The sequence below is a fragment of the Endozoicomonas elysicola genome, from assembly GCF_000710775.1.
Taxonomy (GTDB): domain Bacteria; phylum Pseudomonadota; class Gammaproteobacteria; order Pseudomonadales; family Endozoicomonadaceae; genus Endozoicomonas; species Endozoicomonas elysicola.
The window spans coordinates 766,573-791,421 of record NZ_JOJP01000001.1 but is presented as its reverse complement, the minus strand read 5'-3'; the positions used below and the strand labels follow the sequence as shown (position 1 = coordinate 791,421).

At 47.4% G+C, this 24,849-nt stretch carries 19 protein-coding genes; 14 read left to right on the top strand and 5 right to left on the bottom strand.

Annotated features, from left to right (window positions below):
* Window positions 1-93 precede the first annotated feature (93 nt).
* From rsgA to ruvX, 9 genes are all read left to right on the top strand, one after another.
* Window positions 94-1,119 carry a small ribosomal subunit biogenesis GTPase RsgA gene (gene rsgA / locus GV64_RS03335; RefSeq protein ID WP_020584575.1) on the top strand — a complete coding sequence of 342 codons (1,026 nt, stop codon included), beginning with the start codon at window positions 94-96 and terminating at the stop codon, window positions 1,117-1,119.
* 80 nt (window positions 1,120-1,199) lie between these two features.
* Window positions 1,200-2,660, top strand: a complete 1,461-nt coding sequence (locus GV64_RS03330; RefSeq protein ID WP_020584576.1) for a M81 family metallopeptidase — start codon at window positions 1,200-1,202, stop codon at window positions 2,658-2,660.
* Between the two features lie 164 nt (window positions 2,661-2,824).
* Window positions 2,825-3,736 carry a TauD/TfdA dioxygenase family protein gene (locus GV64_RS03325; protein WP_020584577.1) on the top strand — a complete coding sequence of 304 codons (912 nt, stop codon included), beginning with the start codon at window positions 2,825-2,827 and terminating at the stop codon, window positions 3,734-3,736.
* A gap of 68 nt (window positions 3,737-3,804) precedes the next feature.
* Window positions 3,805-4,638, top strand: coding sequence for a sulfurtransferase (locus GV64_RS03320; protein ID WP_020584578.1), 834 nt, complete (start codon window positions 3,805-3,807; stop codon window positions 4,636-4,638).
* Between the two features lie 214 nt (window positions 4,639-4,852).
* The gene (gene asd / locus GV64_RS03315) at window positions 4,853-5,755 is read left to right on the top strand and encodes an archaetidylserine decarboxylase (RefSeq protein WP_020584580.1); all 903 of its coding nucleotides are present in this window, start codon (window positions 4,853-4,855) and stop codon (window positions 5,753-5,755) included.
* Between the two features lie 15 nt (window positions 5,756-5,770).
* Window positions 5,771-6,727 carry a glutathione synthase gene (gshB, locus tag GV64_RS03310; RefSeq protein WP_020584581.1) on the top strand — a complete coding sequence of 319 codons (957 nt, stop codon included), beginning with the start codon at window positions 5,771-5,773 and terminating at the stop codon, window positions 6,725-6,727.
* A gap of 331 nt (window positions 6,728-7,058) precedes the next feature.
* Window positions 7,059-7,949, top strand: a complete 891-nt coding sequence (locus GV64_RS03305) for an energy transducer TonB (protein ID WP_020584582.1) — start codon at window positions 7,059-7,061, stop codon at window positions 7,947-7,949.
* Window positions 7,894-8,601, top strand: coding sequence for a YqgE/AlgH family protein (locus GV64_RS03300; RefSeq protein WP_236632915.1), 708 nt, complete (start codon window positions 7,894-7,896; stop codon window positions 8,599-8,601). The genes GV64_RS03305 and GV64_RS03300 overlap by 56 nt, the downstream gene beginning before the upstream one ends.
* Entirely contained in the window at window positions 8,594-9,076 is a 483-nt protein-coding gene (ruvX, locus tag GV64_RS03295) for a Holliday junction resolvase RuvX (protein ID WP_020584584.1), read from the top strand. Before GV64_RS03300 ends, ruvX begins: the two co-directional genes overlap by 8 nt.
* Before the next feature lie 218 nt (window positions 9,077-9,294).
* Here the strand turns inward: ruvX and GV64_RS03290 are convergent, their stop codons facing one another.
* Window positions 9,295-10,419, bottom strand: a complete 1,125-nt coding sequence (locus GV64_RS03290) for a PilT/PilU family type 4a pilus ATPase (RefSeq protein ID WP_020584585.1) — start codon at window positions 10,417-10,419, stop codon at window positions 9,295-9,297.
* A gap of 155 nt (window positions 10,420-10,574) precedes the next feature.
* Window positions 10,575-11,609 (bottom strand): type IV pilus twitching motility protein PilT, encoded by a 1,035-nt coding sequence (locus GV64_RS03285; RefSeq protein ID WP_034843988.1) that lies wholly within the window; start codon window positions 11,607-11,609, stop codon window positions 10,575-10,577.
* Between the two features lie 68 nt (window positions 11,610-11,677).
* Between GV64_RS03285 and GV64_RS03280 the strand changes: the two genes are divergently transcribed.
* From GV64_RS03280 to GV64_RS03260, 5 genes are all read left to right on the top strand, one after another.
* Window positions 11,678-12,376 (top strand): YggS family pyridoxal phosphate-dependent enzyme, encoded by a 699-nt coding sequence (locus GV64_RS03280; protein WP_026258574.1) that lies wholly within the window; start codon window positions 11,678-11,680, stop codon window positions 12,374-12,376.
* Between the two features lie 6 nt (window positions 12,377-12,382).
* On the top strand, window positions 12,383-13,204 hold the full coding sequence (gene proC / locus GV64_RS03275; RefSeq protein ID WP_020584588.1) for a pyrroline-5-carboxylate reductase: 822 nt from the start codon (window positions 12,383-12,385) through the stop codon (window positions 13,202-13,204).
* Between the two features lie 119 nt (window positions 13,205-13,323).
* Window positions 13,324-13,878: a YggT family protein gene (locus tag GV64_RS03270; protein WP_020584589.1), complete on the top strand. Its 555-nt coding sequence runs from the start codon at window positions 13,324-13,326 to the stop codon at window positions 13,876-13,878.
* Between the two features lie 296 nt (window positions 13,879-14,174).
* Window positions 14,175-15,068 (top strand): NADAR family protein, encoded by an 894-nt coding sequence (locus GV64_RS23560; protein WP_020584590.1) that lies wholly within the window; start codon window positions 14,175-14,177, stop codon window positions 15,066-15,068.
* Window positions 15,069-15,294: 226 nt separating this feature from the next.
* Window positions 15,295-17,682 (top strand): glycoside hydrolase domain-containing protein, encoded by a 2,388-nt coding sequence (locus GV64_RS03260; protein WP_152553907.1) that lies wholly within the window; start codon window positions 15,295-15,297, stop codon window positions 17,680-17,682.
* An 822-nt stretch (window positions 17,683-18,504) separates the two neighbouring features.
* Here GV64_RS03260 and aceF read toward each other — a convergent pair.
* From aceF to GV64_RS03235, 3 genes are all read right to left on the bottom strand, one after another.
* Window positions 18,505-20,448: a dihydrolipoyllysine-residue acetyltransferase gene (gene aceF, locus GV64_RS03250; protein ID WP_020584594.1), complete on the bottom strand. Its 1,944-nt coding sequence runs from the start codon at window positions 20,446-20,448 to the stop codon at window positions 18,505-18,507.
* Window positions 20,449-20,476: 28 nt separating this feature from the next.
* Entirely contained in the window at window positions 20,477-23,134 is a 2,658-nt protein-coding gene (gene aceE / locus GV64_RS03245) for a pyruvate dehydrogenase (acetyl-transferring), homodimeric type (protein WP_034843982.1), read from the bottom strand.
* Between the two features lie 682 nt (window positions 23,135-23,816).
* Window positions 23,817-24,704, bottom strand: a complete 888-nt coding sequence (locus tag GV64_RS03235) for a lysophospholipid acyltransferase family protein (RefSeq protein WP_026258575.1) — start codon at window positions 24,702-24,704, stop codon at window positions 23,817-23,819.
* Window positions 24,705-24,849 lie beyond the last annotated feature (145 nt).

The window sequence follows — 24,849 nt, the reverse complement described above, 5'->3', positions numbered from 1 at the left end:
TGAGCTGACATAATAAGTCTACTTCATTCATAATTGCAGCGAAATCAGCTCAATACAAATTTATGATACTTCAAATTTTATATACAAAGCACCATGAGTAAGCGCAAACTAACGCGCAGACAAAGCTGGCGCATACAGAAAATTCAGGATGAACGTAAAGCTCGTGCCCAAAAGCGTGAGCTGAAGATCACAGAGGATCTTCAGGATGAATCACTGGGACCAGAGCAGCAGGGGCTGATTATTGCCCACTATGGCGCCCAGCTTGATATCGAACCCATTAGCAAGCCCGGAGAGACCTACCGTTGCCATCTTCGTGCTAACCTGCCGCCGCTGGTAACCGGTGACCGGATTATCTGGCGGGCCTCTAATAAAGGCGATATGGGGGTTGTTGTTGCCCTTGAAGATCGAGAGAGCCTGTTATCCAGACCGGATATGAGAGGTCAGTTAAAGCCGGTAGCGGCCAATATTGATTATATTGTTCTGGTCATAGCTCCGGTTCCTGTCCCCCACTCCAATCTGATCGATCGCTATCTGGTCGCTGCAGAAACCGTAGGTATTGAGCCAGTAATTCTGCTAAATAAAACAGATTTGCTGGAAAATGAAGCGGATCGTCAGGTTCTTGACGATATGCTGATTAGCTATGAACACATTGGTTATCGAGTGCTTAAAGCATCAACACGCACTGAAGATGGACTCCATGAACTCAAGAGTCTTTTGAATGAGCACACCAGTGTTTTCGTTGGTCAAAGCGGCGTGGGTAAGTCTTCACTGGTCAATACACTATTACCGGGTGTTGATACCAAGGTAGGCCCCCTGTCAGAAAGCACCGGTAAAGGCACCCATACCACCACTGCGGCAAAACTGTTTCATTTCCCGGCAGGCGGCATGCTGATTGACTCTCCTGGCATCAGGGAGTTCGGGCTCTGGCATATGGATCCAGAGGATGTATTACACGGTTTCAAAGAATTCCGCCCATTCATTGGCTATTGCAAATTTCGGGACTGCAGTCATGAGCAGGAGCCCGGCTGTGCAATTCGCAAAGCCTTGCTCAATGGCGACATTCTTCAGGAAAGAATGAACAGCTATCAGAATATTCTGAATTCTCTGGAGAAGATTTAAAGGCCAGGAATAATTCTCATGGTACCCCCGAAAATTGATCTACCTTAACCAGGTTCTTTCAATAACCATTCAGGAATACCATGAGAGTCTTTGTTGGCGGGATTATTACAGAAACCAACACTTTTTCCCCTGTTCCCACCGGCTTCGATGACTACGTCATCTCCAGACAAGACTCCTCCGAAAGCGCCCTGGAAAGCCAGATACTCAATCATTTACAGCATCTGATTCAATCCCGGGGATGGGAGTGCTGCTCATCCTTCATTGCTATAGCTGAACCCGGTGGAATAACTACCAGAGATACTTACGAGAAGCTCCGGGATATGCTGCTTTCTGACCTCAAAAAGCTGCAAACGGTTGATATCGCCATCTTGCCACTCCACGGCGCCATGGTGGCTGATGGTTATGATGACTGTGAAGGGGATATCATCTCCAGCGTCCGTAAAATTATCGGCCCCGACATTCCCATTGGCGTAGAGCTGGATCTTCATTGCCACCTGACTGAGACCATGGTGAACCAGGCAGATCTTATTGCCATATACCGTGAGTACCCTCACACCGATATTCTCCAGAGAGCTGAGGCACTACTGAATATGACGGTCGATATGGCTCAGGGTAAAACCCAGCCTGTGATGGCAATGTACGACTGCAAAATGATCAATCTTTATCCAACAGCACTTGAACCCATGCGGAGTATTGTCGACCAACTTCCAAAGTTTGAGCAAAGGCCTGATATTATCTCCGTCGATATAGGCCATGGCTTCCCCTGGGGGGATGTGGCTGACTGTGGGACCCGGACACTGGTTATTACAAATAATGCTCCTGATCTGGCCCGCCACACTGCAAAGGAGATCGGTGACTGTCTCTTTGAGCATCGACACCCGCTTCTTTTTAGTCCTGTCAGCCTTGATAGCGCCATGCAAACTGTTCTGAAAAAAGAGCATACGGGAAAACCTATTGTTATTGCCGATATCTCCGACAATGCCGGAGGGGGAGCAGCCAGTGACTCAACGTCTGCTCTTGCAGCCATGCTGTCCAATGAAGTTAAAGACTCTGCCATCGGTATGATATGGGACCCTCAGGTGGTGAATATCGCCAGCAAAGCGGGTGCTGGTGCAACCATAAAAGTTCGCCTCGGTGGCAAAACTTCAGTGGATTCCGGGCAACCGCTGGATCTGAAGGTCAAAGTTACAGGTATTGTCAGAAATTTGATCCAACCTTTTCCACAGGAAGCAGGAGGTGATATCCCTGTACCTTGCGGAGATACCGTTTGCTTAGAGTGTAAGGGCATTTCAATTATTGTTAACAGTATCCGAACCCAGGTTTTTCACCCTTCAGTCTTTACCTCTTTTGGCATCGACCTCAGTCATATGAAAGTGCTGGTGGTAAAATCAATTTTTCACTTCTATGCTGGGTTTGCTCCGGTGGCAGAAGACGTTCTGCTAATGGGTGCGCCCGGACCACTGAACCCGGACTTCACTCAAGTCCCCTACGAAAAGGCTGATTGCCACAAATTCCCGTGGTTTGAAAACCCTTTCCAATGACTTTTCATCGGTTCGTTCTGAGATTACCTATACTGCTCTGCAGCATCATAAACTACCACAGTTAGGGCCTGTTGACGTTTCTTTGCGTGCTCAGCGCATCAGGGCGCGCATACGACGTTTTCCTGGGTCACTGAGCCTCGCAATGAAATATCAACAGGCCCACAATGATCAACTATCCCACAATGATCAACTATAAAGTGACCAGCCATCACCCTCGGTTGGGCTATGAGGTTTGCCAAGGCACAAGCCTGAAAGAATTGAGCAGTAGCCAGAGACTGGGACTGAAACATGCCCTCTGGCAACACGGCGTGATATTCGCCAGAAAGCAGCATATGAACGCCTATGAACTGGAACAGTTCACACTGGATACGTTTGGCCCAATGATGATTGGGGATAATCGTTATCGCAAAGAACACCCTCCCTTACCAGCAGAGCTGGTCAGTAATCATGTCGCAATCCTTGGCAATCCCCTCGGACCTGCTGAAAAGCCTATTGAAGCTGTCGCCTGGCAGTGGCATCACGATAAGGATGCACTTCCCCGCTTGGAAGGGCTGACAATGAATGCACTCTATATCGTGATGCTTCATTTGCACAAAGTGCCAGGGACTGACAGTGATGGCCAACCTCATACCACTCACTTTCTTGATCAGCTGGAAGCCTGGCGTTCACTCAGCCCTGAGCGTCAGTCAGAGCTAAGGAAGGTCAAACTTATTCACTCACCACCTTTCCTGACACCCGATGCATGGACTGCCGAAACACCACTTAAAACACACCCTCTGGTTTCAGAACATGAATTGATCGCGCGGGAAGGCCTTTATATGGGTTCAGATACTGCCATACCTGTAGGGTTGGAGCATGACCCTGATGCCGCAAAATCTTTCTGGCAGAACCTGCTGGATGAAATACTTGAACAGTGCGTGGTTTATGCTCATCCATGGCAGGAAGGTGATATTGTCTTCTGGGATAACTCACAGGTCATGCACTGTGGCCAACCCTATGACTCAATACATCAGCAACGAGTTGGTCTTCGATTAGGCGTTGTTGCTCGTGAGGAAACCGCTCTCAGACATAGTTAAGTACGCTTCAAGGTGATCAAAGCAGCAATTGCCATTACAATGCGTTCAAAACAGAAGCTGGACGTAATATGACTGAGAATAACAAACTGCCATTGGTCTTGGAGCCGGATGTACTGGAATCTCTTCTGGCTTCTGAGGATAGCGCTTCCCTTAAAGAGCGCCTGATTATTATTGATCTGTGTAACCCCCAACTCTACCGCCAGGTCCATGTTCCCGGTGCCATTAACGTGCAGCCTCACCTACTGGTTGCAGGCACACAGCCTGCTCGTGGCAAGTTACCCGCACTGAGCCAACTGGAATCATTATTTAGTGACCTGGGCTTTACCGGCGAAGAGCATTTTATTGTGTACGATGATGAAGGTGGTGGTTGGGCAGGCCGTTTTATCTGGACCCTCGACGTCATTGGCCATAGAAAATACTCTTATCTCAATGGCGGGATTCATGCTTGGTTGAAAGAGGGTCACCCAAGAGAGTCCAGAGCCAATGAGAGAACATCCACTGCATGTTCTCTGACCATTGATGACAGTGTCATTGCCAGCAGCGACTTTATTCTTGAGACACTGGATAACCCTGAATTCACCATCTGGGATGCCCGGTCTCCAGAGGAGTATTCCGGGGAGAAAGTGATGGCTCAGAAGGCTGGGCATATTCCCGGTGCCATCAACTTTGAATGGACCCGGGCCATGGATCCACAGAAGAACTACCGAATCAAAGAAGATGTGGTGTCAGAACTTGACGCTCTGGGGATCAGAAGAGACAAAGAAATCATTACCCACTGCCAGGCCCACCATCGCTCCGGCTTTACCTATCTGGTCGCTAAAGCGCTTGGTTTTAAACATGTCAGAGCGTATGACGGCTCCTGGTCAGAATGGGGAAATCTGCCTCATACCCCGGTTGCTTAAGAAGCATGTTTAGTTACTTAAGGTGCAGGCTTTCATGGCATGAATTACAATGGCGGGCACTTTCATATTTTGCAGGAGCGCAACCTTGAGCTTCATCAGCTTGCGTTCCAAATGAAGCTGTCTCCATCGCAGGTGAGCCAGCCTTAAAACGGTATTTGCTGCATTGTAAGTACCCGTTCAGGTACTTACATTAACCACAGGATATTCCACCACTGTGAAAGAAAAACTGTTTGCAGCCATTCAATATGTGCTGCCCCATCACCTGATCTCCCGGACAGTACACTATTTTGTGGAATGCCAGATTCCATGGTTCAAGAATGGCCTGATTCGCTGGGCGATTGATCATTACGATGTCGATATGAGTGAGGCTAAACGTGAAGAGGCTGAAGATTACATCCATTTCAACGACTTCTTTACCCGATCATTGAAGGATGGTGCCCGCCCTTTACCCGAAGACCCGGAGATGATTGTCAGTCCTGCGGATGGTGTCATCAGTCAGATTGGTGACATAAAGAATGGCAGAATTTTCCAGGCTAAAGGCCATGACTACAGTCTGGTAGAGCTGTTGGGTGGCGACCTGGAACTGGGACAAGAGTTCATGGGTGGAAAGTTTGCCACCATTTATCTTTCTCCAAGAGACTACCATCGCGTCCATGTTCCGGCTGCCGGAGCATTACACAGAATGGTCCATGTCCCTGGCCGTCTTTTCTCTGTGAATCAGGGTACGGTAGAGAACATACCCAACCTCTTTGCACGGAACGAACGAGTAATCAGTATTTTCGATACCCAGTATGGCCCCATGGCAGTGATCATGGTTGGCGCCATCAATGTAGCCAGTATTGAAACCGTTTGGGCAGGTCTGGTAACACCACAGCGAGGACAAGTGTCTTCTGTAACCTATGGAGAAGCCAGCCAGTCTGTGGAACTGAACCGTGGCGGTGAACTGGGCCGTTTCAAACTGGGTTCTACTGCTATTGTGCTTTTTGGTAAGGATCAGATTGAGTGGCTGGAAAACTGGCAGCCCGGACTTTCTATACAAATGGGTGAAGCGATGGCTCGCAGCAAAGACATGTACACCCAAAAAACGCCTTCTGACGACGCTATTGCAGAAAAGTAATCGGGGACACTGAAAATGAGCATCAAACTCGGCGTTGTGATGGACCCTATTGCCTCCATCAATTACAAGAAAGACAGCTCCCTGGCTATGTTGTTGGCCGCCAGCCAGAAAGGCTGGCAACTGTTTTATATGGAGCAGGCAGACCTCTATCAGAAAGAAGGGGTCGCCATGGGCAGCGTACAGCCATTGAAAGTGAAGGCTGACCCAAACGACTGGTTTGAGCTTGAGGCACGTCAGGAGATGTCACTGGATGAGCTTGATGTCATTCTGATGCGCAAGGATCCTCCTTTTGACATGGAATTCATCTACAGCACCTACCTTCTGGAACAAGCCCAGGCTGCAGGCACATTAATCGTCAACAACCCTCGCAGTATCCGTGACTGTAACGAGAAGATGTTTGCCACACTGTTCCCACAGTGCACGCCCCCCGTTATGGTATCCCGTAACCCAAGGTTGCTTAAGGAGTTTGCAACAGAGCATGGAGATGTAGTGCTCAAGCCTCTGGATGGCATGGGTGGCAGCTCTATTTTCCGCACCCGGCCTGATGATCCCAACCTCAGTGTGATTATTGAAACACTGACAGAGATGGGACAGCGTCAGGCCATGATTCAAAAGTTCATTCCAGATATCAAATCAGGGGACAAGCGTATTCTGATGATTGATGGAGAACCAGTTCCTTACTGCCTGGCACGAATTCCGGCAGCTGGAGAACTGAGGGGAAACTTGGCAGCTGGGGGCACCGGAGAAGGGCGACCATTGAGTGAACGGGATCTATGGATTGCCAATCAGGTAGGCCCGGTACTTCGCAAAAAGGGACTTATCTTTGTGGGGCTGGATGTTATTGGCGACTACCTCACAGAAATCAACGTCACTTCGCCCACCTGTATCCGTGAACTGGACAATCAGTTTAAACTCAACATCGCCGGCCAGTTAATGGATAAGATCGAAGAAAAGCTCAAGGCCAGAGATTGAGTAACGATTATCCTTTATACCCAAAGGATTTCACGTTGCTACGCGGTGGCAAGTCAGCGAAGCCCCGTGAGTTTACAAAGAGTCTGTGATCGGGCCGGGCTGGCGCTCCAGAGAGCGAACGCAACCAACAAAGTAGCAACTTGAAAGGCGAAGGGTATAGACTGTTTTTTTCCAGTGCGATCTTGCATATAGTCTTTAATATGAGACTTGACCGGTAAGATGGGATTTATAGCCCAATGTAGAGCCCGAAGAAAACCAGGGGCTCTCTCCGGTTCTGGTCAGGACGGCTCTGCCACAGTGCTTTACCAAGGAAAGCAGTAATCAGAAAGCTATGACTCAGCCAGCGACCATAACACCTGCCGCCGTATCAACTTCAGACCGCCTGGGTTTTACTCTCTTTATGGCTGCTGCCCTGCATGTTCTGATCGTGCTGGGAGTGACATTCAGCTTCAAGGACAAACCAGCTCCTCCGCCAACTCTGGAAGTCACTCTGGCCACCTATCAAAGTAAGGAAAAGCCAAAAGAGGCCGACTATCTTGCCCAAATCAATCAGCAGGGCAGTGGCACATTGGAAGAAAAAGCACTGCCATCCAGTGATCAGCAGGCTCAGTTCCAGGAAGACACTATCAAGGAAGTACAGCCCCAATCACAAACGGCAGCACAGCCAGAACAGACACTGGCACAACAAACAAGAATTACCACTCAAGCAAAGAGTGATCAGAAAGTTGCCGCAACCGATGACAGTGAGAAGCAGGAACCCGTTGCAGTTGAAAAAGATAAGCCACGCAAACACATTGACCTGAAAAATGAAATTGCCAGCCTCGAAGCCCAGTTCCACCAGCAACGGCAGGAGTATGCCAAGCGCCCGCGGATAAAAAGACTGACAGCAGCCTCAACACTGCAGGAAGCAGGCGCATTTTACAAAGAATCCTGGCGACGAAAAGTAGAGAAGGTCGGTAACCTGAATTATCCGGAAAAAGCACGTAAGGACCAACTCTATGGAGAGCTTCGCCTGATGGTGGCGATCAATCGTGATGGAACATTGTCGAATGTTGAAATACTAGACTCTTCTGGCTATCAGGTTCTGGATGATGCGGCTGTCCGCATTGTGAAAATGGCCTCGCCCTTTGCACCATTTGACGACACTCTGAAGAGTTACGACATGGTTGAAATCATACGTACCTGGCGATTTGAGTCTGGAGACCGGCTATTTAGTCAATAAGTCAGCCAGTGCGTTCCGGATAAAGCGAATACGGATATCCAGACTTGCTATAAATGATCTTTACCCTAATACTGCCGCTATGAGCAGTGTTCCTTTCCAGAATTTCAAAAGCCACTTTCTGATTGCCATGCCCAGCATGGCTGATCCCTCTTTTTCTGAAACACTCACCCTCATCTGTGAGCACAGTCCACAGGGTGCTGTGGGAATTGTTGTTAATCGCCCAAGTACTCTGGCGATGAGTGAAATCTTCCGGCAGGTGGGGATTGGCAACTACGACCAGACGGATATCAGCCAACACGCAGTATACTCTGGCGGGCCTGTATCTCAGGAAAGAGGATTTGTTCTCAACTCGGGAGAGTCCAGTTGGGATGCAAGCCTGGATATCTGCTCCGGATTACAGCTGGCCACCTCAACTGATGTTCTGGTTGCAATGGCCGAGGGCAAAGGCCCAAAACAGGCTCTGGTTGCTCTTGGCTATGCGGGCTGGGGTGCCGGCCAGCTGGAGAAGGAAATATCTGAGAATGCCTGGCTTACCTGTGAAGCAAATCCATCGATCGTATTCGATACACCTTACCACCTGCGTCTGAGTACTGCTGCCAATACTCTGGGCGTTAATCTCAACCTGATTTCCGATCAGGTTGGCCATGCATAGGCTCTTTTGGCACAAGAAAGTGATGACTGAAAAAACATTAACAACCGTACTGGGTTTTGACTTTGGAACCCGCAATATTGGCGTTGCAGCCGGGCAGGTGATTACCCAAACAGCCTCAGCTCTCCCCTCACTTAAAGCAAAGGATGGGATCCCTGACTGGCACCAGATCGAAGCCCTGATTCAAGAGTGGAAACCGGATGCCATCATAGTGGGTATTCCACTGAATATGGATGGTTCGGAGTCAGAGATGTCCCGTCGGGCCAGAAAATTTGGTAACCGAATTCACGGGCGCTTCAATCTGCCATTTTATGAGGCTGATGAGAGACTCACGTCTTTTGAAGCCAAAGAGTGGGCAGGCAAACTAGGTCATAAAGGGCATTACGGATCAAACCCAGTTGATGCCATGGCCGCACAGATCATACTGGAGGCCTGGCTGAACGATCCAAAAAATGAGCATCTGATGAACAACCAATGAAATGATTATACCCAAAGGATTTCAAGTTGCTACGCGGCGGCAAAAGATCGAAGCCCCAGAAGCTTAGGCAAAATAAGTGACAGGGCTAGGCCGGGGCTCCAGTGAGCGATTGCATCCAATAAAGTAACAACTTGCAGGGCGATGGGCATAGCATGCCCGCTGAACCAACAGTGGGCATCTCATTTCAATCATCTCACGCATAGAGCCTGTTCAAGCTCTTAGACTTCATCCATCTGCAATGTCAACTTATCGGATCGCTCTGTCAGATAACTCTCGTCAACTTCAGAACCCAGTTTAATCATCAGACGCAAGTCGTTCGCAGAATCAGCATGCCGGATAGCTTCCTGGTAACTGATCTCTCCATTGTTATAGAGATCAAACAGCGCCTGATCAAAGGTCTGCATCCCAAGATCACGTGACTTTTTCATTAGCTCTTTCAACGCATGAACATCACCCTTGCGAATCATATCCTGGGCCAAAGGCGTATTCAGAAGCACCTCAATAGCCGGACGTCGCCCTGTACCATCCAGTGAAGGAATCAACTGCTGGGCAACAATCCCTTTCAGATTGAGAGAGAGATCCATCCAGACCTGGTGATGGTGCTCCGGGGGAAAGAAATGCAGGATACGATCCAATGCCTGGTTGGCATTATTGGCATGAAGAGTCGCCAGACAGAGATGACCGGTTTCTGCAAAGTTCAGAGCATACTGCATGGTATCCTGACTTCGAATCTCACCAATCATAATGACATCCGGAGCTTGACGAAGGGTGTTTTTCAAAGCCACTTCATAAGACTTGGTATCAATACCCACTTCACGCTGGGTTACGATGCATTTTCTGTGTTGATGGATAAACTCAATAGGGTCTTCAATACTGATGATATGGCCTGTTTCGTTTTCATTACGATGGCCAAGCATTGACGCCAATGTTGTAGACTTACCCGTACCGGTAGCTCCAACCAGTATGACCAGTCCACGCTTGATCATGGTTAAGTCTTTCAATATTCGGGGTAATTTCAACTCATCAATGCTGGGGATTTTCTCCTCAATTCGCCGTAAAACCATGCCAGCCTGGTTTCTCTGCTGAAAAGCACTGACCCGGAATCGTCCAGTACCCACTTTAGCAATGGCAAAGTTACATTCTTGCTTCAGCTCAAACTCAAGACGCTGCTTCTCATCCATAACACCAAGCACCATATCTTTTGCTTCCGTAGCCGTAAGCGGTGTCTTGGTTACAGGTATCAGATGTCCATCCAGCTTTATGCTGGGAGGAAAACCTGCGGTGATAAACAGATCCGATGCTTTTTTAACGGCGACCAGTTTTAATAATTTTTCAATATCCATTCATCATCACATTGACGTTAAAATACAGCCAGTCGCTCACTCTTGGTAAACGGTTATATGCGATACTCTTCCAGTCAGGAGAATGTATGTGCTCCCAGACTGGTAAGTAGTCTGGGAGCACAATGGAGAGATAGACTCAAAAGTCCCCGGGACACTTAAAATGCGTCTTGATCCTTAGCCTTTTCACGGGCCACATCACGGTTGATTAATCCTTTTTTGATCAGGTTCATCAGACACTGATCCAGTGTTTGCATTCCAAGCCCACCACCCGTCTGAATCGCTGAGTACATCTGAGCAACTTTATCTTCCCGAATCAGATTTCGAATACCTGCAGTACCCAGCATAATCTCATGGGCAGCGACCCGTCCTCCACCGTTTTTCTTCAAAAGTGTTTGCGAGATCACAGCCTGAAGTGATTCGGACAGCATGGCTCGGACCATGGACTTTTCTTCTGCAGGGAAGACATCGACAATACGGTCAATGGTTTTGGCTGCAGAGGTGGTATGCAGTGTACCAAAAACCAGGTGTCCGGTTTCAGCTGCAGTCATCGCAAGCCGAATGGTTTCCAGGTCACGCATCTCACCAACAAGAATAATATCCGGGTCTTCACGCAGTGCTGATCGGAGCGCATTACTGAAACTGTGCGTATCACGATGCACTTCTCTCTGATTAATCAGGCACTTTTTTGGGGTGTGAATAAATTCAATGGGATCTTCAATGGTCAGGATATGGTGGTATTTTGTGTCATTGATGTAGTCCAGCATAGCCGCCAGTGTTGTACTCTTACCTGAGCCTGTTGGGCCAGTAACCAGCACCAGCCCTCTGGGTTTATCAGCAATGGTTTTAAACACCTGCCCCATACTCAGATCATCCATGGTCAGCACTTTGCTGGGAATCGTACGGAATACCGCCCCAGTACCCCGATTGTGGTTGAAGGCGTTAACACGAAAACGGGCAACACCGGGAACCTCAAACGAGAAGTCTGTTTCCAGATGCTCCTCAAAATCCTTTCGCTGTTTGTCGTTCATGATGTCATAGACCAAACCATGAATCTTCTTCTGGTCCATGGGAGGCAAGTTTATACGACGGACATCACCATCCATGCGAATAATTGGCGGAAGCCCTGCTGACAGATGCAGATCCGAAGCCCCCTGTTTAAAGCTGAATGCCAACAGCTCAGTAATATCCATTTATTATCCCCCTTACACCAGGAAGCAGGTAAAATAGTCGATTTATTTACCCGGTAATGTACAACCTGATGACCTTATTACAAAACCGATTTCAACGGGTTTATGACCGAATTCATCAAGCTGAGCAAGCCTGCAACCGCGATGGACAAGTACAACTGCTGGCAGTCAGCAAAACCAAACCTGCCTCTATGGTGCGTGAAGCATGGCATCTTGGTCAAAAGCATTTTGGCGAAAGCTATCTTAAGGAAGCTTTAGGCAAAATTAATGAGCTAAGTGACCTTTCGGACATCCACTGGCATTTCATCGGCCCGATTCAGTCAAACAAAACCCGTGATATCAGTAATCACTTTGATTGGGTTCACAGTGTTGATCGCCTCAAAGTCGCGCAGAGGCTTAATGATCAGCGCCCTGACGAGCTTCCACCATTAAATATCTGCCTGCAGGTCAATATCAGTGGGGAGGGCACGAAGTCAGGAATCGAACTGCAAGCGCTTCCCTCACTGATTCAGTCCATTGCCAACTTGCCCAAACTTAAGCTGCGTGGTCTGATGGCCATTCCAGCCCCTGAAACAAATATCGAAAAACAGTGTGAACCCTTCAAGGTATTGAACAATACCTTACACGCTCTGAATAAAGAGTTCTCTCTGAATATGGATACCCTGTCCATGGGCATGACGGATGATCTTGAGGCGGCTATACAGGAAGGGTCAACCATCGTTCGCATAGGTACCGCTCTTTTTGGTGCCAGAAGCTACTCCAACGGATAACAACTCATGAACGAATCAACCATTGCTTTTATCGGTGCTGGCAATATGGCTAGCAGCATCATTGGAGGCCTGATCAATAATGGCTGGCCAACCTATCAGCTGATTGCTACCGCAAGAACGGAAGAAACACTTTCTGATATCCGCGAAAAATTTAACATTGAAACGACTGTGGATAACCATCAGGCCGTTGGCAAGGCTGACGTCATTATGCTTTGCGTGAAGCCACAGGTGATGAAAGAGGTTCTGACAGACTTAAGTTCATCCATAAAACCGAATGCCCTGATCATCTCCGTCGCTGCTGGTATTACCATGGAAAGCTTACAAAAGTGGGGGGGAGAGCACCTTTCAATTGTTCGCAGCATGCCGAATACACCATCTCTACTGCAATGCGGTGCCAGCGGTCTGTATGCCAACAACAATGTCAGCAATGATCATAAAAAGCTGACTGATGATATCTTCAATGCAATTGGTATTGCCAAGTGGGTCGATCAGGAGTCGTTGATTGATGCTGTTATTGCTGTTTCTGGCAGTGGCCCGGCCTACTACTTCCTCTTGATGGAAATTATGGAACAAGTGGGTTCCCGCCTCGGCCTTGATAACGAAACCTCTCGACAGCTGACCCTGCAAACTGCCCTGGGCGCTGCTCGAATGGCAACAGAAAGTAGTGTTGATGCTGCGGAACTGCGCCGCCGTATCACATCCCCAAAAGGAACGACTGAACAGGCAATAAAGACTTTTCAGGAGCAGGGGCTCCCCGAACTGGTTGAGAAGGCAATGAATGCGGCCGTCGACCGGTCGATAGAACTGGCTGAAGCGTTGAAAGACTGATTTTCACCCTGTTGACGTGAGATGGTGAGTCTTTATTGTATTATGCGTAAAGATTATTAACTTCAGTATAAGGCGGTTATTCCCTTATACCTTTACATGACGGGTATCCAATACGCTCTATGTCTGCACTTTCTTCGAGTCTCAGCTTTCTGATCCAAACCCTGGGTGGTTTGTATATCATGGCTGTATTGATTCGCTTTCTACTCCAGCTGGTTCGGGCTGATTTTTATAACCCAATTTCTCAGGCTATCGTGAAAGCAACATCGCCACTACTGAAACCAATCCGCAAGATTATTCCCGGTTTCGGCGGTATTGATGTAGCCTCTCTGGTACTGGCCCTAATACTGCAGATAGTGTTGCTCTATGTACTGCTGCTTATTGGCGGCTACTCCATTGCAGCCGTCCCTTTTCCCAGTGTTCTGATCAGCAGTCTGGTTAAGCTGGGTATTGAGTTTCTGAATATTTACATGTTCAGCCTGATCATTATCGCCATTGCTAGCTGGGTTGCCCCTAACAGCTATAACCCCGGACTGATGCTACTCCATCAAATCACAGAACCTCTAACCAGTCGTATCAGAAAAGTAATCCCCCCTCTTGGCGGTCTGGATTTTTCCCTGATGGTACTGGTGATCATTATTATTACCCTGAAGAACTTTCTGGGAGCTCTTGCTTAAGAAATTGAAGCAAGCTTCTCTCCTAACATGGCAGCTGCAATAGCTGCCATGTTATCAATTCAAAACCGGCTTCTTGAACTGATCAAATTACAGCAGAAGCAGGCAGTTTATCCATCCCAACCCACAAGATAAATAGAACCAAAAATCCAAATCACTGTCCAAACCTTGAAGAAACTCTTAGTTCCATAAAGTGGTGCTTATAATGACTACTTAATACAGGCTAAAAACTCAGTAACGTTCATATCCCATTAAATGCTAACAGCCTGATATTTATTAAAAAATCTGCACAATTAATAATGAACCCAACCCACTCCCATCCGATAACATCTACTGGCACTTCACCTCATGCCCCGCCAGACGATAGTAAAAATGCAACATCAAGCGGCTCATGGAAAGGATTTCTGGTAAAAGTTATTAAAACAGCCTTACCCTTGGTTTTGGGTTGTCTGGGTGCAGCTGCTTTTTCTGTAGCAGCCCCTGCCGGCTGGGCTTTCTGGGCGGGAGCATGCATCCTGACTGGTTTGGTTACTACCCTGTATTTAGGCTACAGGGCGCTATCAGAATACAAAATTGATAAGATTCCTACTGCTTCGCAAACACCACCAACACCTTCAGCCCAGAATCTCTTATCTGCAGCCAATAAATCAGGAAAACACCAAGCTTATCAAATATATAAAAATCAGTATCACCCAACGCTGATGTCCATACCTGATAAGACGGGTTTTTACGACAAAGGCCAGCCGCTCTACTCTTTAACCAATTATCATAAAGGGCAGAATCCAATCACCATTGATGGTGTGGGATGGCCAACTGCTGAACATTACTTTCAATGCGCAAAGTTTAAAGTCGGCTCCAGTTCATGGAGTACTATAAAAAATAACCCATCACCTGATCATGCCCGGGTACACGCCGGAAACCATTTCAAACCACATAACCCGGATTGCCTGCATGGAGGTAATGGCCATGCATGGGGAGCTGAAAAAGATAGAGTCATGTGGAAAACATTAACGCATAAAGCAGTAGATGACCTGCAATACCGTACTGAACTGATAGGTACCGGCAACTCTGTTCTTTTTGAAAATTCTCCAGTTGATTACTACTGGGGGATCGGTCAAAACGGCAGTGGACAAAACACGTTAGGTTATATGCATATGGCAATTAGAGACATGATCAGAAGAGGTGAGCTTTAGTGGAATTATTCGTCATACCCTTCAGGTTTAGCCTATAGACAAGGTGTTCAAAAGCTAATTGCTCTGTCGATATTAAAGCTATTACCTCCATCATTTGAAGGAAACTGATAGCAACATGGAGCAGGCCATTGAGCGCACAACTAAACAGCCCTTTTGGCCAGCAATCAAAGCTGTCAAAAAAGATTTTATTAATCTGATTTCACTGACAAGCTCTGCTTTAAGCCTCATGATGATTGCCTTTCCATCAATCAGTGATGAGATATTATTGAGTGAAGCTGAGTCTCCACCCTTTATCCATAACTTCCAACAAACCAGCTTAGATAGTGGCACTGAACTGATAATCAGTGGAGCTAACGAGTCAGACCGTCAGCAAACCCTGATTATCCGTATTGACAACCAAAGCTCCTCAAATTACCACTCCCGGGTCAACGAAGAGTTCACTCTGACGCCAGGCCCATTTGAACTGGTATTGCCTCTCTCTGGACTGAGAACATCTGATGGCAAATCGTTTAAGCAGCCATATTCAAAACTATTTATTTTCGGCGCAGATGTATGGTCTGGTATTAAGCTGAAAAAAATTCTCATCAGTTCAGCCAATAAACTGCCAGAAAAAACACTCGCATTGGATTTTGGTTCCAATACAAGTGCGGCTTTTCCTGGCTTCGAGTCCATAAGCAAAAGCAGTCCTTACATCACGGGAAAAGTGACTGAGCGTTCTCGAGCTTCTGGTGATTCATTAATTCAAGACGGCATTGCAGGCATCAATAACCTACAGATCCCCTGGCCTGATGGACAATGGAAGCTCAGCCTCTGGACACAGGATCAGGGTGAATGGGAATACTTACCACACTTCCTCACACGGCAAATCATTGCCAATGGAATCACTATCGTTGATGAAAAACGAACCAGAGAGCAGTGGATCAACGAAGTATATCTAGCGGGCAACAAAAAAGAAGGCGGTATTGCTGGCGATCCATGGACACTGATTGGTGAGCGTCGAAGTGGCTTCATTAGCAAAAACATCAACGTCTCCGGCGGTATGGTCAATATCACTCTGAAAGGCAACTATGACGCCAAATACCTTTCAGCCCTCGTATTGGAGCCCCTTGATGGCATCTTTGCCCAAGCTACACAGGCAAAACGACGGGAGCGGTTCTTGAGTAAGTGGCCGGTCGCCAGTCCCCCTTACAGCCCTCCTGAATCACTCTCATTACAGGACATCAGTCAACAGGTTAAAGATAACGAGGCATTCTATCTCTCTGCAAGAGATAGCATTCTGAACCTGACGTTTGAAATCGAAAGCCCTGTTGATGATATCGCCCCAGTCATCATTGTTTCACCGCCAAAATCCTCCGATGGAAAGTCCCTCAAGGTGACAACACGCTATGGGCACTGGCGCTATGAAAGACCAACCCCTAATGCAACCTCTCTGATACTGGATGACAGCTATCTCAGAGCGGATATGGAAAGCATTCAGCTATCCAATAAGAGACCAAGACGACTCCATGTGCAGGTAAAGATTCCCTCTGAAGCATTTTCTGGTGATTATTCTGGAAAGATTCAGCTTTTCAGTCGCGGTGAACTCCAGCTATTGGACTACAAAGTCAGAGTACTTCCTATAATACTTCCCAGTCTGAAACCCTCCGTAGGCCTCTATATGGAGCCTGCCCCCTACTACCAATGGTTCAAATCACTGAAAGAACAATCCTCAACGTCTATATCTTGCGACCTCTCATTACTCGCCTCACACGGCTTCAGTACGGTTGCACCAGCATTGATAACGCCCGACAGCGAGGCAACGCGAAAGGCGTTTATTCAACAGCTAAGCGAAGTAAAACGCTTTGGTTTCGATGGACAGGTACTGGCTTACACTCCGCTGAAGCGTCTTTTAAAGCAGAAGAGTGAACTCAGTGCCGGAGCGGACTTAATGCAGCTTCAACAATTACTGAAAAACCAGAGGCTTCCGGAGATTTACTGGTCAATTTTTGATGAGCCAGCCAAAGACGATTTTTCTCAAATAAAGAACACAGCAAACCTACTTAAAGATGGTTCTTTGCAATTTAAAACGGCTGGCCATATGAATCACAAAAACCAGGTTGAGCTTGCAAAAGTAACAGATCTTCTCCTGATCAACCATGGAACAGAGGTTACTGAAGACAATATCAGTCACCTGAAAGAGGGCAGTACTGTCTGGCTATATAACATGCCAAGACCAAGGTTAGCCGCTGGTCTTTACCTGTGGCGGTCTGGTGCTGATGGCTATTTACAATGGCATGGCCGTATGCCTACTGCAGATCCCTTTGATCCCACTGATGGCCGGGAGGGGGATGTTATTTATATATACCCTTCAGCAAACCAATGCCCAAAAGCATTGAATATTCACCGCCGCTTTCTGGATCTGCATGAAGCGACTATTGATCTTCGTTGGTTACAGTGGCTTGAACATGAATCTGAAGAAAATCCAGAAGCAAAAAAATTACTGACAGAAATTCGAGATAAAATTCCTGAGCAATGGGAAAATACAGCTGAAATCAATAATAAAGAATTACTTGAAATAAGAAGAAAATTATTCCACGTAATTTTAAATCAAGCTAATTCTAATCTATATAAGTGATATAAAAAATATCATGTATCTTTTAATCAAGTAGGTAAATTCAATGCTACAAGTTGGTCCATATAGTTTTTCATTCGAATCTACTCTAAAGGAAGAGCCCAAAAATAATTCTGAAGCAAAAAAAAATCCAAGCCTTTACAACAGGCTGAGCCAAATAATCGAGAAATACTCCCTGAAGAAAAAATACTGGATAGAAAAGCAGAGGTAAACTTTTATGATCCACAACGAACCTGTTCACTAGCAAGCATGAGGTCAACAAGCGCCAGTACAATTAGTGAAGAAACAATCATCCCCATAAGAATAGGAAGAAACCCAAGGGAAGAGCCCACCAGTGGATATAGAGTAAAGCCTTTGATGACTCCCCAAGCTCAGAAAGTACTTGATAAACTAAAAGAAGCTCCTGGTCTGCAAGCTGAGCAGCCATTAAAGCCAGAAACGCCATCCACCCGTATTGAGGCATCAATCGCACCAAGAGCGAATATGGCTATCCCACCCACCTCACATCATTCACCCCAAAGTAATGATAGAAATACCGAAACTTCAGAGGTAAAAACATCCTTAGCTGCCCAAACTACTCAGGTGAATGCTAGATCCTGCACTATTTTATGAATTTCTCAGTTTTAAAAAGAGCGCTTCCTATTTTGGTCAGAAAACCTAATCCTAAAACAGGGCCTATTCTGAGGTGATAAAATTTAGAACTACAGCTTCGAACGAACAATGATAAAAACGAAAAATTGATATTTAAATATAAAATGAGCATTAATAAAAATGCCTCAGGAGAAGACTTCCCCTGAGGCATTTCCAAATGCTAATTACTCAATATCAGAGCAGTAATTTACGAATATCCGTCAGCAGTTCACCCAGCATCGTGGTGAAGCGAGCCGCATCCGCACCGTTGATCGCTCTGTGGTCATAAGACAGAGACAGAGGCAGCATCAGCTTAGGATCAAAATCCTTGCCATTCCATACCGGCTTCATGGAAGCCTTAGAAAGGCCAAGAATTGCCACTTCTGGAGCATTTACGATTGGAGTAAATGCAGTACCACCGATAGAGCCAAGGCTGGAGATAGTAAAGCAGCCGCCCTGCATTTCATCAGGTTTCAACTTCTTATCACGAGCCTTGCCGGCCAGTTCGATACACTCTGCAGAGAGTTCCCACAGGCTTTTCTGATCCACATTCTTGATGACCGGAACCAGCAGGCCATCTGGAGTATCTACCGCGACACCAATATTGATGTACTTCTTGTAGATCAACGTTTCACCATCCGGGCTCAGGGAAGTACAGAACTGTGGCAGCTCTTTCAACACATAAGCCACGGCTTTCAGAATAAACGGCAATGGTGTCAGCTTCGTACCACGAGCTTCTGCCAAAGCCTTCTGAGCCTTACGGAACACTTCCAGTTCAGTGATATCACACTCATCAAACTGAGTAACGTGCGGCACGTTCAGCCAGGAACGCTGGAAGTTCTGAGCCGCAACTTTGCGCAGACGGTTCAGGGCAACCTTCTCAACTTCACCCCACTTGCTGAAGTCGATCTCTGGCATGGCAGGAATACCCAGGCCAGAAGAAACACCTTGAGCAGCTTTTGGCTTCTCATTGAGGCGCGTCTTAACGTACTTCTGAACGTCTTCTTTCAGTATCCGACGGCGTGGTCCCGTACCCGAAACATCAGCGAGATCAACGCCAAACTCACGAGCCAGCTTACGAACTGCTGGACCTGCATGATATTTGCGGTTAACACGTTCAAGCTCAACCGGATTTGCTTCAGCTCGTGGCGGCGGCGCTGACGGGGCACGAGAAGGTACTTCTGCTTTCTGAGGAGCCGGCACTGGTGCCGCTGCAGCAGGTGCAGGTTGACTGACAACAGGTGCTACAGCACCACCAGACACTTCAATATCCAGGATCAGATCACCCTGACTGAGGGTATCACCTTCTTTGACCGTAATGGCTTTAACAACACCGGTGAACGGTGAAGGTACTTCCATGGTGGCCTTATCAGACTCCAGCACAATCAGTGAAGCTTCTTCTTCAATCTGGTCGCCAACACTGACACACACTTCGATCACCGGAACATTCTCTGCTCCGATATCCGGTACCATCACTTTCTCAATGCGAGACCCAGCTTGTGGTGCTGGTGCAGCCGCAGTAACAGCAGCAGGTGCTGATACAGGTGCCGGTACTTCAGCGACAGCGACAGCACCACCACCATTAGCTTCAACGTCAATCACGAGATCACCCTGGTTCAGGGCATCACCTTCTTTAACGTGAATGGCTTTCACTACACCTTCCACCGGGGAAGGCACTTCCATGGTCGCTTTATCAGACTCCAGAACAATCAACGAGTCTTCCAGGGCAACGGTATCACCCACTTTCACGCAAACCTCAATAACCGGCACATTCTCGGCACCGATATCAGGCACACGTACAGACTCAATATGGGTCCCCCCAGCTGGAGCAGCTTCTGCAGCAGGCGCGGGCGCTGCTGGTTGCACAGCAGCTTCAGCCTGAGGTGCAGCAGCAGGCTTATCGCCAGCTGCGGCCATCTTGACCATCGGAGCACCTTCGGCAACATTATCACCGATATTTAGAAGTACTTCAGTCACAACACCATCACGTGGTGCAGGAACCTCCATGGTCGCTTTATCAGACTCCAGAACAATCAGGGAGTCTTCAGCCGATACCGTATCACCAGGCTTGATGCAGATTTCGATGACTTCTGCTTCACCACTGCCGATATCTGGAACCTTGATGATTTCGTCACTCATTCCTCATACCTTCTCTAAAGTTCCAGATTCAGCAATACAGAGGGTTAGCTCTGGTTGGATCAATATCAAACTTCTTGATGGCCTGACTGACGACAGAAGCCTCCAGCTCTCCATCACGAACCAGTGCGTACAGGGCAGCAACGACGATGAAGTAACGATCAACTTCAAAGAAGCGACGTAGCTGCTCACGGGTGTCAGAGCGACCAAAACCGTCAGTACCCAGGGCAACAAAGGTTCCAGAAACAAACTCGCGAATCTGGTTAGCGTACAGACTCATGTAGTCAGAAGCAGCAATAACCGGACCCTTGCGACCTGCCAGCTGTTTCTCAACCCAGCTTACTCTGGCTTCAGCTTCAGGGTTCAGCATGTTAAAGCGCTTGGCATCCTGACCATCTCGAGCCAGTTCGTTAAAGCTGGTTGCACTCCAGATATCCGACTCTACATTGAACTCGTCACGCAGAATGCCCGCTGCAGCACGAACCTCTTCAAGGATAGTACCACATCCCATTAACTGAACCTTGAGCCCCTGATTACGGGAATTTTCTTCAAGGTTATATAGACCCTTGATAATACCCTCGATAACTTCAGGACCTTCTGGCAGCGCAGGCTGACGATAGTTCTCATTCATGGCGGTGATGTAGTACCAGACGTTCTCACCGTCACCGTACATACGCTGCAGACCATTCTGAATGACCACAGCCATTTCATAGCCGTAAGTTGGATCATAACTGATACAGTTTGGCACAGTAGACGCCAGAATATGGCTATGACCATCCTGATGCTGCAAACCTTCACCGTTCAGGGTCGTACGACCAGCGGTAGCACCAATCAGGAATCCTCGAGCCTGAATATCGCCTGCAGCCCATGCCAGGTCACCAGTACGCTGGAAGCCGAACATGGAGTAGAAAGCATAGAACGGAATCATAGGTACGTTGTTGTTGCTGTATGAGGTTGCAGCAGCAATCCACGCAGCATGAGCACCGGCTTCATTAATACCTGCTTCCAGAATCTGGCCCTGCTTGGATTCCTTGTAGAACATGACCTGATCGGAGTCTACCGGCTCATAGTTCTGGCCTTCTGCAGAGTAAATACCCAACTGACGGAACATACCTTCCATACCAAAAGTACGTGCTTCATCAGGAATGATCGGTACGATGTGCTTGCCAAGGCTCTTGTCTTTCGCAAGAGCACCCAGAATGCGGACATAAGCCATGGTAGTGGAGATTTCACGCTCACCACTGCCTTTAGTCACCGCTTCAAAAGCACTCAGTGCCGGAATTTCCAGCTTAATGTCGGTTTCACGACGACGCTGAGGAATAAAACCGCCCAGCTTCTCACGGCGCTTGCGCATGTACTTCATTTCAGGGCTGTCAGCGTCTGGCTTGAAGTAAGGCAGTGTTTCAATATCTTCGTCTTTGATGGGCAGATCGAAACGGTCACGGAAATGTTTCAGGTCATCAATAGGCAGCTTCTTAACGTTATGGCTAACGTTGGCCGCTTCACCGGTGGCACCGGTACCGTATCCTTTAACCGTCTTGGCAAGAATGACGGTAGGCTGGCCGTTATGGTTAACCGCTTCATGATAGGCAGCAAAGACTTTATAAGGGTCATGACCACCACGGTTCAGACGCCAGATATCATCATCGGACAGGTTTTCAACGAGCTTCAGAGCTTCAGGGTCACGACCAAAGAAGTGTTCGCGGGTCCAACCACCACCTTTCGCTTTACAGTTCTGGTAATCACCATCAACGGCTTTATCCATCACCTCCTGCAGCTTGCCATGCTTATCCTGAGCCAGCAGAGGGTCCCAGTGGCGGCCCCAGACAACCTTGATAACGTTCCAGCCAGCGCCACGGAAGACGCCTTCCAGCTCCTGAATAATCTTACCGTTACCACGCACCGGACCATCCAGGCGCTGCAGGTTACAGTTAACCACGAAGACCAGGTTATCCAGTTTTTCACGTCCGGCCAGCGAGATAGCACCCAGAGATTCTGGCTCATCCATTTCGCCATCACCCAGGAATGCCCAGACCTTACGGTTCTGGTCTGGAGACATACCGCGGTTAATCAGGTACTTCATAAAGTGAGCCTGATAGATCGCCTGCAGAGGACCAAGCCCCATGGAAACTGTTGGAAACTGCCAGAAGTCAGGCATCAGCTTGGGGTGAGGGTAGGAAGAAAGACCATTGCCATCCACCTCCTGACGGAAGTTATCCAGCTGGTTTTCGTTCAGACGACCTTCCAGAAAAGCACGGGAATAAATGCCAGGCGCCACGTGTCCCTGATAGTAAACGAGGTCACCTTCACGATCGCTTTCATGACCGTGGAAAAAGTAGTTATAGCCGATGTCATACAAAGTAGCACTGGAAGCGAAGGAGGAGATATGGCCACCCAGACTGCTGTCTTTCTTGTTGGCACGCATAACCATAGCCAGCGCGTTCCAGCGAACCAGAGAACGTATGCGACGTTCCATGAACAGGTCGCCTGGCATCCGGGCTTCTTTTTCCGGTGGAATCGTGTTGCGATACGGCGTGGTAATCGCATAAGGCAGCTGAGTACCCTGGGCACGAGCGTGCTGTGAAAGACGGGTCAGCAGAAAATGCGCACGGTCCTCTCCTTCCTGTTCCAGTACGGAATCCAGTGCTTCCAGCCATTCCCGGGTTTCTATAGGGTCGATATCATGCATACAAATCGGCTCCGAGATCGATAGAGCTGGGGATCTGACTGAGAATAGACTGCCATGATTGCAAGGCAATATATTCTAAGCCAAACTCCCAGGTCAGGCGCAGATGAAACAAAGCCCGGGCAGGAATACGATTCCTTCCCGGTACCTGGATCAGAGTTTCCGGACTAAATGGTCGGAATGGATTGAACAGACTCCACACAGAAAGTAATGTCCACGCCTCTTGCCAGCTTCAACAGATGAGTCTTTTACCCAATTATTCTGTTCAGCAAGAGCGATGCTGCCAACCCTTACACCTGTTTGACGTATCAGACTGCCATACCAAATTTAATGTTCGCTTATGTTATTGGTTGATCACCTGAAACACTAAGCGTAACGCACAAATTTCGTCTAACAGTCCAAGCTTAAAAAAAAATTGATATTAATCAAATGTAATATAACTACAAGATAAGCAATTCCCGCAATGAGTACCAGTACTTACGTGTAGTTTTTTTACAAATAGTATTGATTTTTCAGGAGAAACTTCTCGTGTTGAGCAACAAAGCGAAACAACCCAGCACACAAGCTGTCAAGCGGACAGTCTAGCGGCCTAAAAATGTGCTGCAATCCTTCCCAGTAGTCAGAAAAATTGATTTCGATCAAGAACTGGCAATTCGCAGCCGAAAGCCTCTGACAAAAATTAATATCAGACTTTTTCGCTTAGAGTGTCATTATCACGATGCCGCTTCCAGCGCCGATGGCTCCAAAGAAAAGTCTCTGGTTGTTCATAGATCGCTTCTTCCGCGGCTCTGACATAAGCATCAATAATCTGATGATTATTTTTATCGCGAGTATTCTCGTAAGGAGGCACAGCCAGCTCTTTGAACTCAAGCTCATAATAACCACGCTTCAAACGTCGACACTGGGCGAAAAAGACGGGATACTGGGTTAGATAAGCAATTTTTTCCGCTCCCAGATAAAAAGGCGCTTCTTTATTGAGATAAGAGACCCAGTAACCGCGCTCTCCTTCTACCGGAGTCTGATCCGCCAGCATAACGAAAAGCCGAAAACCATTTTTGCGCTTGAGAATGTCCCGCCCAGCCTGCTTCATTGGAATGGGACGGGAATTAAAGCGGCTACGAATCTCATGGATAAACTGATCCCATCCTTTGTGGTGCAAAGGCTTGTAAACCGGGTCAATAGGCACTCCAAGGTGTTGTGAAACGGCATGGAGCATCCATTCCCAATTTCCCTGGTGGATGGTTAGAACGATGACAGGGTTTCTCTCTCTTTCAGTTTCACGTATGAGTTTATCTCCGCCAATAACTGCACACCTGTTTTTAAAGTCTACAGCACTCATTGCTCTAGCCTTGATTATTTCGACCGAGAGATCTGCCAAATATTGATAAAACGCCCTTGTCAAAAATAACACTTCCTTTTCATTTTTTCCTGGGAATGCCTGGCGGATATTATTTCGAACAACGTCTTTTCGATATCTGAAAATATAGAGTAATGCAGCACTCACCATAGAGGACATTAAGTAAAGAAGAAAAAATGGGAGCACCGACAATAATCTCAAAAATCCGATTAACACAGCAAAATCTCAAGTTATACTCAAAAATACCAGAACTTAATTAAAGATTATTTAGATAAAAAGTCGAAAAATTATGCAAAATTTATTTAAAACTAAAATTTAGCAAAGATATCTACACAATATGTTTTTACCATTTAAAAAAGTC